Source organism: Streptomyces sp. NPDC086077 (genome assembly GCF_040686175.1).
GTDB lineage: Bacteria > Actinomycetota > Actinomycetes > Streptomycetales > Streptomycetaceae > Streptomyces.
Genome location: NZ_JBFBJT010000239.1, coordinates 1 through 7274, shown reverse-complemented (window position 1 = coordinate 7274; position 7274 = coordinate 1). Strand labels below are relative to the sequence as shown.

Sequence of the window (7274 nt, the reverse complement as noted above, 5' to 3'; positions counted from 1 at the left end):
GTGCACGCCCGGCACGACGTTCTCGCCGTCGACCTCGACCACCGCGTCCCGGGGCGCGCGCAGCGCGGTGTGCAGCACGGCCCGGTCCTCGGTGGCGTTGATCTTCTCGCCGCGGAACATGGCGTCCCGCAGCCCGAAGACGTCCGTGGCCGCCGCCAGCTCCTGGAGCAGGGCCAGGGTCTCGTCGGTGAGCAGGTGCTTGGAGTAGTCGATCCGCAGATCACCGACCGTGACCACGTACCGCTGCGCACGGCCGGGATCGGCCGCGAACAGATCCCGAAGGTGCGCCTTCCACTCGGCGCGGTGGTCCTCCAGCGCGGTCCACTCGGGCCGCCGCGTCAGCAACGGGGTCTCAGACATGAGAAGGCGTCTCCTTGGTGCCCTCGCCCCGCAGGGCGACGGCGTACATCTCGTCCGCGTCGAGGCGCCGCAGCTCCTCGGCGATCAGTTCGGAGGTGGCGCGCACCTTCAGCGCGAGGGTGCGCGGCGGCTGGCCCGGCAGGGACAGCGTGGCCAGTGGGCCCTCGGGCCGGTCGATGACGATCTCGCCGCTCTCCGTGCCCAGCCGTACGCCGGTCACGACCGGGCCCGCGGTCTCCACCCGGTCGACGGTGACGTGCAGCCGCGCCTCCAGCCAGCGGGCCAGCAGCTCGGCGCTGGGGTTGTCGGCCTCGCTCTCCACGGCCGCCGAGGTGATCTGCAGCCGGGCCTGGTCCAGGGCCGCCGCCAGCATCGAGCGCCAGGGGGTGAGGCGGGTCCAGGCGAGGTCGGTGTCGCCGGGCGCGTAGGACCGGGCGCGGGCGTCCAGCGCGGCCAGCGGCGTCTCCACGGCGTACATGTCGGTGATCCGGCGCTGGGCGAGCGCCCCGAGCGGGTCCTTGGCGGGCACCTCGGGCGCGTCCACCGGCCACCACACCACGACCGGCGCGTCCGGCAGCAGCAGCGGCAGCACCACGGAGTCGGCGTGGTCGGACACCTCGCCGTACGTGCGCAGCACGACCGTCTCGCCGGTGCCCGCCTCGGAGCCGACGCGTACCTCGGCGTCGAGCCGGGACTGCGTGCGGTCGCGTGGGGAGCGGGCGTGCCGCTTGATCACGACCAGGGTGCGGGAGGGGTGCTCGTGGGAGGCCTCCTCGGCCGCCTTGATCGAGTCGTAGGCGTTCTCCTCGTCCGTGACGATGACCATCGTCAGGACCATGCCCACGGCCGGTGTGCCGATGGCGCGGCGACCCTGCACCAACGCCTTGTTGATCTTGCTTGCCGTGGTGTCGGTCAGGTCGATCTTCATGGCCTGCGCCAGCTCCGTCCGTCTCGTGCGAGCATCTCGTCGGCTTCCGCGGGACCCCAGCTGCCCGCGACGTACTGCGCGGGCCTGCCGTCCGCGGCCCAGTACCCCTCGATGGGGTCGAGGATCTTCCAGGACTCTTCCACTTCCTGGTGACGGGGGAACAGGTTGGCGTCACCCAGGAGGACGTCGAGGATGAGCCGCTCGTACGCCTCGGGACTCGACTCCGTGAAGGACTCGCCGTACGCGAAGTCCATCGTGACGTCCCGGATCTCCATCGACGTGCCCGGCACCTTCGAGCCGAAGCGGACCGTCATTCCCTCGTCCGGCTGCACGCGGATCACGATCGCGTTCTTGCCGAGTTCCTCGGTGGCCGTGGAGTCGAAGGGGGAGTGCGGGGCCCGCTGGAAGACCACCGCGATCTCCGTGACCCGCCGCCCGAGGCGCTTGCCGGTGCGCAGGTAGAAGGGGACGCCCGCCCAGCGGCGGTTGTCGACGTTCAGCTTGATCGCGGCGAAGGTGTCCGTGGTGGACGCCGCGTCGATGCCGTCCTCCTCCAGATAGCCGCGCACCTTCTCGCCGCCCTGCCAGGCCCCCGTGTACTGGGCGCGCACGGTGTGCAGACCGAGGTCCTCGGGCAGCTTCACCGCCTTCAGCACCTTCAGCTTCTCCATCAGCAGCGAGGACGCGTCGAAGGAGGCGGGTTCCTCCATCGCGGTGAGGGCCATCAGCTGAAGGAGGTGGTTCTGGATGACGTCACGCGCCGAGCCGATGCCGTCGTAGTAGCCGGCACGGCCGCCGATGCCGATGTCCTCGGCCATCGTGATCTGCACATGGTCGACGAAGGACCGGTTCCAGATCGGTTCGAACATCTGGTTGGCGAAGCGCAGCGCCAGGATGTTCTGGACGGTCTCCTTGCCCAGGTAGTGGTCGATCCGGAACACCTGCTCCGGGTCGAACACGTCGTGCACGATCGTGTTGAGCTCCTGGGCCGACCTCAGGTCGTGGCCGAACGGCTTCTCGATCACCGCTCGCCGCCAGGAGCCCCGCGGGGCGTCGGCCAGCCCGTGCTTCTTCAGCTGCTGGACGACCTTCGGGAAGAACTTCGGCGGCACCGAGAGGTAGAAGGCGTAGTTGCCGCTGGTGCCCCGGGAGGCGTCCAGTTCGTCGACGGCCGAGCGCAGCTGCTTGAACGCGTCGTCGTCGTCGAAGTCGCCTGGGACGAACCGCATGCCCTCGGCGAGCTGCTGCCAGACCTCCTCGCGGAACGGCGTGCGCGCGTACTCGCGCACCGCGTCGTGCACGACCTCCGCGAAGTCCTGGTCCGCCCAGTCCCGGCGGGCGAACCCGACGAGCGAGAAGCCCGGCGGCAGCAGGCCCCGGTTGGCCAGGTCGTAGACGGCGGGCATCAGCTTCTTGCGGGACAGGTCACCCGTGACGCCGAAGATGACCAGCCCCGAGGGGCCGGCGATCCGGGGCAGGCGACGGTCCCGGGCGTCGCGCAGCGGGTTGCTCCAGTCGGGGGAGGGCCCGGCCGGCCCGGACGCCTCCCCGGCGACCTGCGCCCCTGTGGTCGGTTCGGTGCTCATTCCCCGTCAACTCCCTTGCCCGTCAGCGACTTCGTCACGGCGTCCAGCAGCTCCTGCCAGGCCGCCTCGAACTTGGCGACCCCCTCGTCCTCCAGCTGCCGCACCACCTCGTCGTAGGAGATCCCCAGCCGCTCCACCGCGGCCAGATCGGCCCGCGCCTGCGCGTAGCCGCCGCTCACGGTGTCGCCGTGGATCTGACCGTGGTCGGCGGTGGCGTTCAGCGTGGCCTCCGGCATGGTGTTGACCGTGCCGGGCGCGACCAGGTCCTCCACGTACAGGGTGTCCTTGTACGCGGGATCCTTCACGCCGGTCGAGGCCCACAGCGGGCGCTGCTTGTTCGCCCGCGACCCGGCCAGCACGGTCCACCGGTCACTCGCCGGTGTCGCGTGGCCGGCGAAGCCGAACACCTCTTCGTACGCCGCGTAGGCGAGCCGCGCGTTGGCGAGCGCCGCCCGGCCCTTCAGGGCCAGCGCCTCGGGCGTGCCGATGACCGTCAGCCGCTTGTCGATCTCGCTGTCGACGCGGGAGACGAAGAAGGACGCCACGGAGTGGATGCCGGCCGGCTCGATCCCGGCCGCCTGCGCCTTCTCCAGACCGGCGAGATAGGCGTCCATGACCTCGCGGTAGCGCTCCAGCGAGAAGATCAGCGTGACGTTGACGCTGATACCGGCGCCGATCACCTCGGTGATGGCCGGCAGGCCCGCCTTCGTCGCCGGGATCTTGATCATGACGTTGGGCCGGTCGACGAGCCAGGCGAGCTGCCGGGCCTCGGCGACGGTGGCGCGGGTGTCGTGCGCGAGGCGCGGGTCGACCTCGATGGAGACCCGGCCGTCCCGCCCGCCGGTGGCCTCGTACACCGGCCGCAGGACGTCCGCGGCGGCCCGGACGTCGGCGGTGGTCATCATGCGCACGGCCTCGTCGACCGTGACGCCCCGCTCGGCGAGGTCGGCGAGCTGCTCCTCGTACCCCTCGCCGGAGCCGATGGCGGCCTGGAAGATGGACGGGTTGGTGGTGACGCCCACGACGTGCCGGGTCGCGACGAGTTCGGCGAGGTTGCCGGATGTGATCCGGCGGCGCGACAGGTCGTCCAGCCAGATCGACACACCCTCGTCGGACAGGCGCTTGAGTGCTCCCGCGGTGGCGGATGCTTCGGTCACAGTGATCATCTTCTTTCTTGCGATCGGATCAACCACGCGCGGCAGCGAGCGATTCCTTGGCCGCTGCGACGACGTTCTCGGCGGTGAAGCCGAACTCGGCGAACAGGGTCGTGGCGTCGGCCGAGGCGCCGAAGTGTTCGAGGGAGACGATGCGTCCTGCGTCACCTACGAAGCGGTACCACGTCAGACCCACCCCCGCCTCGACAGCGACACGCGCCTTCACGGACGGCGGAAGCACGCGCTCGCGGTACTCGCGCGGCTGCTCCTCGAACCACTCCACGGACGGCATCGACACCACCCTGGTCGGCACACCGGCCTCCTGGAGCCGCTCGCGCGCCTCGACGGCCAGCCGCACCTCGGAGCCGGTGCCGATGAGGACGACCTGGGGCCTGCCGCCCTCGGCCTCGAACAGCACGTAACCGCCCCGCGCCGCGTCCTCGTTCGGCTCGTACGTCGGTACGCCCTGGCGGGTGAGGGCGAGGCCGTGCGGGGCCGGGTTCGTGGTGTGCCGGCGCAGGATCTCGGCCCAGGCGACGGCGGTCTCGTTGGCGTCGGCCGGACGGACGACGTTCAGTCCCGGGATCGCGCGCAGGGCGGCCAGGTGCTCGACGGGCTGGTGCGTCGGCCCGTCCTCGCCGAGGCCGATGGAGTCGTGCGTCCAGACGTACGTCACGGGCAGCTGCATCAGCGCCGACATGCGCACGGCGTTGCGCATGTAGTCGGAGAAGACCAGGAAGGTGCCGCCGTAGACGCGGGTGTTGCCGTGCAGGGCGATGCCGTTCATCGCCGCGGCCATCGAGAACTCGCGGATGCCGAAGTGGATCGTACGGCCGTACGGGTCGGCCTCCGGCAGCGGATTGCCCTTCGGCAGGAAGGACGAGGTCTTGTCGATGGTGGTGTTGTTCGAGCCGGCCAGGTCGGCGGAGCCGCCCCACAGCTCGGGGATCACCGGTCCGAGCGCCTGGAGCACCTGGCCGGAGGCGGCACGCGTCGCGATCGACTGGCCGGCCTCGAAGACCGGGAGCTTCTGCGTCCAGCCCACGGGCAGCTCGCCCCTGCTGACGCGGTCGAACTCGGCGGCCCGCTCCGGGTCGGCCTCACGCCAGGCGGCGATCCGCCGGTCCCAGGCGGCGTGCGCCTCGGCGCCCCGGTCGAGGGCCCGGCGGGTGTGGGCGAGCACCTCCTCGGTGACCTCGAAGGTCTTCTCCGGGTCGAAGCCCAGCACCCGCTTGGTGGCCGCGATCTCGGCCGCGCCCAGTGCCGAGCCGTGCGAGGCCTCGGTGTTCTGCGCGTTCGGCGCCGGCCAGGCGATGATCGTGCGCATCGCGACGAGGGACGGGCGCTCCGTCTCGGCCTGGGCCGCCCGCAGCGCCGCGTACAGCGCGTGGACGTCGATGTCGCCGTTCTCGGCGGGCTCGACGCGCTGGGTGTGCCAGCCGTAGGCCTCGTAGCGCTTCAGCACGTCCTCGGAGAACGCGGTCGCGGTGTCGCCCTCGATGGAGATGTGGTTGTCGTCGTAGAGGAAGACGAGGTTGCCGAGCTTCTGATGGCCCGCCAGGGAGGACGCCTCGGCGGACACGCCCTCCTCCAGGTCGCCGTCGGAGACGATCGCCCAGACGGTGTGGTCGAAGGGTGAGGTGCCCTCGGGGGCGTCCGGGTCGAACAGACCGCGCTCGTAGCGGGCCGCCATCGCCATGCCCACGGCGTTGGCGGCGCCCTGCCCGAGCGGCCCGGTGGTGGTCTCGACGCCGGCGGTGTGGCCGTACTCCGGGTGACCCGGGGTCTTCGAGCCGTGTGTACGGAAGGCCTTCAGGTCGTCCAGGCCCAGTTCGTACCCGGCGAGGAAGAGCTGGGTGTAGAGGGTGAGCGAGGTGTGGCCGGGGGAGAGGACGAAGCGGTCACGGCCGGTCCACTCCGGGTCCGCCGGGTCGTGCCGCATCACCTTCTGAAAGATCGTGTACGCCGCCGGGGCCAGGCTCATCGCGGTGCCGGGGTGGCCGTTCCCGACCTGCTGTACGGCGTCGGCCGCCAGCAGGCGGGCAGTGTCGACGGCACGCCGGTCGAGATCGGTCCACTCGAAGTCGCCGGGCCCGTCGGGTGTCTGCGTGCTCATCTGTAGGCAGTCCTTTTCAAAAGGTCATTGAAACCAGCGTTCTGGCTGGTCGGACGCGTTCGACCTTAAAAGTCTGACTTTTTGGCGGGAAGGTTCGGGTGTGCCAGCCTGTGGTGAAAGTGGGACACTCCCACGGACGTCGAGGTGGCACGAGAAGGACATGGCGGACAGAACTATCCAAGGTGGTGGCAAGGGGGACGGCATCCGGACGTTCGCCTTCCCGGTCGAGCAGAGCGTCTGCGGCGTCGGTATGCAGATCGGCGCGATGGACCCCGGCATCGACTGGCACTCCCACGCTCCGCTGGACCGCATTCACCGCATCGACTTCCATATCGTGATGGTCTTCGGCGGCGGACCCGTACGGCACATGGTCGACTTCACCGAGTACGAGGCGAAGGCCGGCGACGTGCTGTGGATCCGCCCGGGGCAGGTGCACCGCTTCACGGCCCCGAGCGAGTACCGCGGAACGGTCCTGACCATGCAGCCCGGCTTCCTCCCGAGGGTCACGGTCGAGGCCACGGGCCTGTACCGTTACGACCTCCCGCCCCTGCTCCACCCCGACGCCACCCAGCTCGCGTCCCTGTACGCCTCGCTGGCGCATCTGCGACGCGAGTACGAGGACGCGGCGACGCTGCCCCTGAGCCTGCACACCGCGGTGCTGCGCCACTCCCTCAGCGCGTTCCTGCTCCGCCTGTCCCATCTGGCGGCCAGCTCGGCGACGGCGGCGGAGCAGCAGGCGGGCACCACCTTCACGCTCTTCCGGGAGGCGGTCGAGCGGGACTTCGCAACCAACCACAGCGTCAGCGCCTACGCCGACGCCCTCGGCTACTCCCGCCGCACCCTCGTCCGCACGGTCCGCGCCGCCACCGGTGACACCCCCAAGGCGTTCATCGACAAACGCGTCGTCCTGGAGGCCAAGCGCCTCCTCGCCCACACCGACCTGCCCATCGGCCGCGTCGGCGTGGCGGTCGGCTTCCCGGACGCGGCGAACTTCTCGAAGTTCTTCCACCAGCACACGGAGATGACGCCGGCGGCGTTCCGCGCGGAGCTGCGGTGACGACGAGCGGACACGACAAGCCCACACCACAAGCCGGCACGTCGACGGGGCCCACGCGCGCGTGGGCCCCGCC

5 protein-coding genes and 1 pseudogene are annotated in these 7274 nt (G+C 70.7%); 1 reads left to right on the top strand and 5 read right to left on the bottom strand.

Annotation, left to right across the window (positions count from 1 at the left end; genetic code table 11):
* The 5 genes and pseudogenes from AB0O67_RS35690 to tkt form a co-directional block, all read right to left on the bottom strand.
* Nucleotides 1-360: pseudogene (locus AB0O67_RS35690) on the bottom strand (glucose-6-phosphate isomerase); the annotation flags it as partial.
* Nucleotides 353-1288: a glucose-6-phosphate dehydrogenase assembly protein OpcA gene (opcA, locus tag AB0O67_RS35685; protein WP_365459739.1), complete on the bottom strand. Its 936-nt coding sequence runs from the start codon at nucleotides 1286-1288 to the stop codon at nucleotides 353-355. The gene opcA and the pseudogene AB0O67_RS35690, both read right to left, overlap by 8 nt.
* Complete coding sequence (gene zwf / locus AB0O67_RS35680) at nucleotides 1285-2874, bottom strand: glucose-6-phosphate dehydrogenase (protein WP_365459736.1); 1590 nt, start codon at nucleotides 2872-2874, stop codon at nucleotides 1285-1287. Before zwf ends, opcA begins: the two co-directional genes overlap by 4 nt.
* The gene (tal, locus tag AB0O67_RS35675; protein ID WP_365459733.1) at nucleotides 2871-4040 is read right to left on the bottom strand and encodes a transaldolase; all 1170 of its coding nucleotides are present in this window, start codon (nucleotides 4038-4040) and stop codon (nucleotides 2871-2873) included. The genes zwf and tal overlap by 4 nt, the downstream gene beginning before the upstream one ends.
* Before the next feature lie 19 nt (nucleotides 4041-4059).
* Nucleotides 4060-6144 (bottom strand): transketolase, encoded by a 2085-nt coding sequence (gene tkt, locus AB0O67_RS35670; RefSeq protein WP_365459730.1) that lies wholly within the window; start codon nucleotides 6142-6144, stop codon nucleotides 4060-4062.
* A gap of 160 nt (nucleotides 6145-6304) precedes the next feature.
* Between tkt and AB0O67_RS35665 the strand changes: the two genes are divergently transcribed.
* Nucleotides 6305-7201, top strand: coding sequence for an AraC family transcriptional regulator (locus tag AB0O67_RS35665; RefSeq protein ID WP_365459727.1), 897 nt, complete (start codon nucleotides 6305-6307; stop codon nucleotides 7199-7201).
* Nucleotides 7202-7274: the final 73 nt, after the last annotated feature.

Excerpts from the sequence above, each read along its gene's own strand:
- zwf (WP_365459736.1), bottom strand. The coding sequence starts at position 2,874 with ATGAGCACCGAACCGACCACAGGGGCGCAGGTCGCCGGGGAGGCGTCC.
- tal (WP_365459733.1), bottom strand. The coding sequence starts at position 4,040 with ATGATCACTGTGACCGAAGCATCCGCCACCGCGGGAGCACTCAAGCGC.
- opcA (WP_365459739.1), bottom strand. The coding sequence starts at position 1,288 with ATGAAGATCGACCTGACCGACACCACGGCAAGCAAGATCAACAAGGCG.
- AB0O67_RS35665 (WP_365459727.1), top strand. The coding sequence starts at position 6,305 with ATGGCGGACAGAACTATCCAAGGTGGTGGCAAGGGGGACGGCATCCGG.
- tkt (WP_365459730.1), bottom strand. The coding sequence starts at position 6,144 with ATGAGCACGCAGACACCCGACGGGCCCGGCGACTTCGAGTGGACCGAT.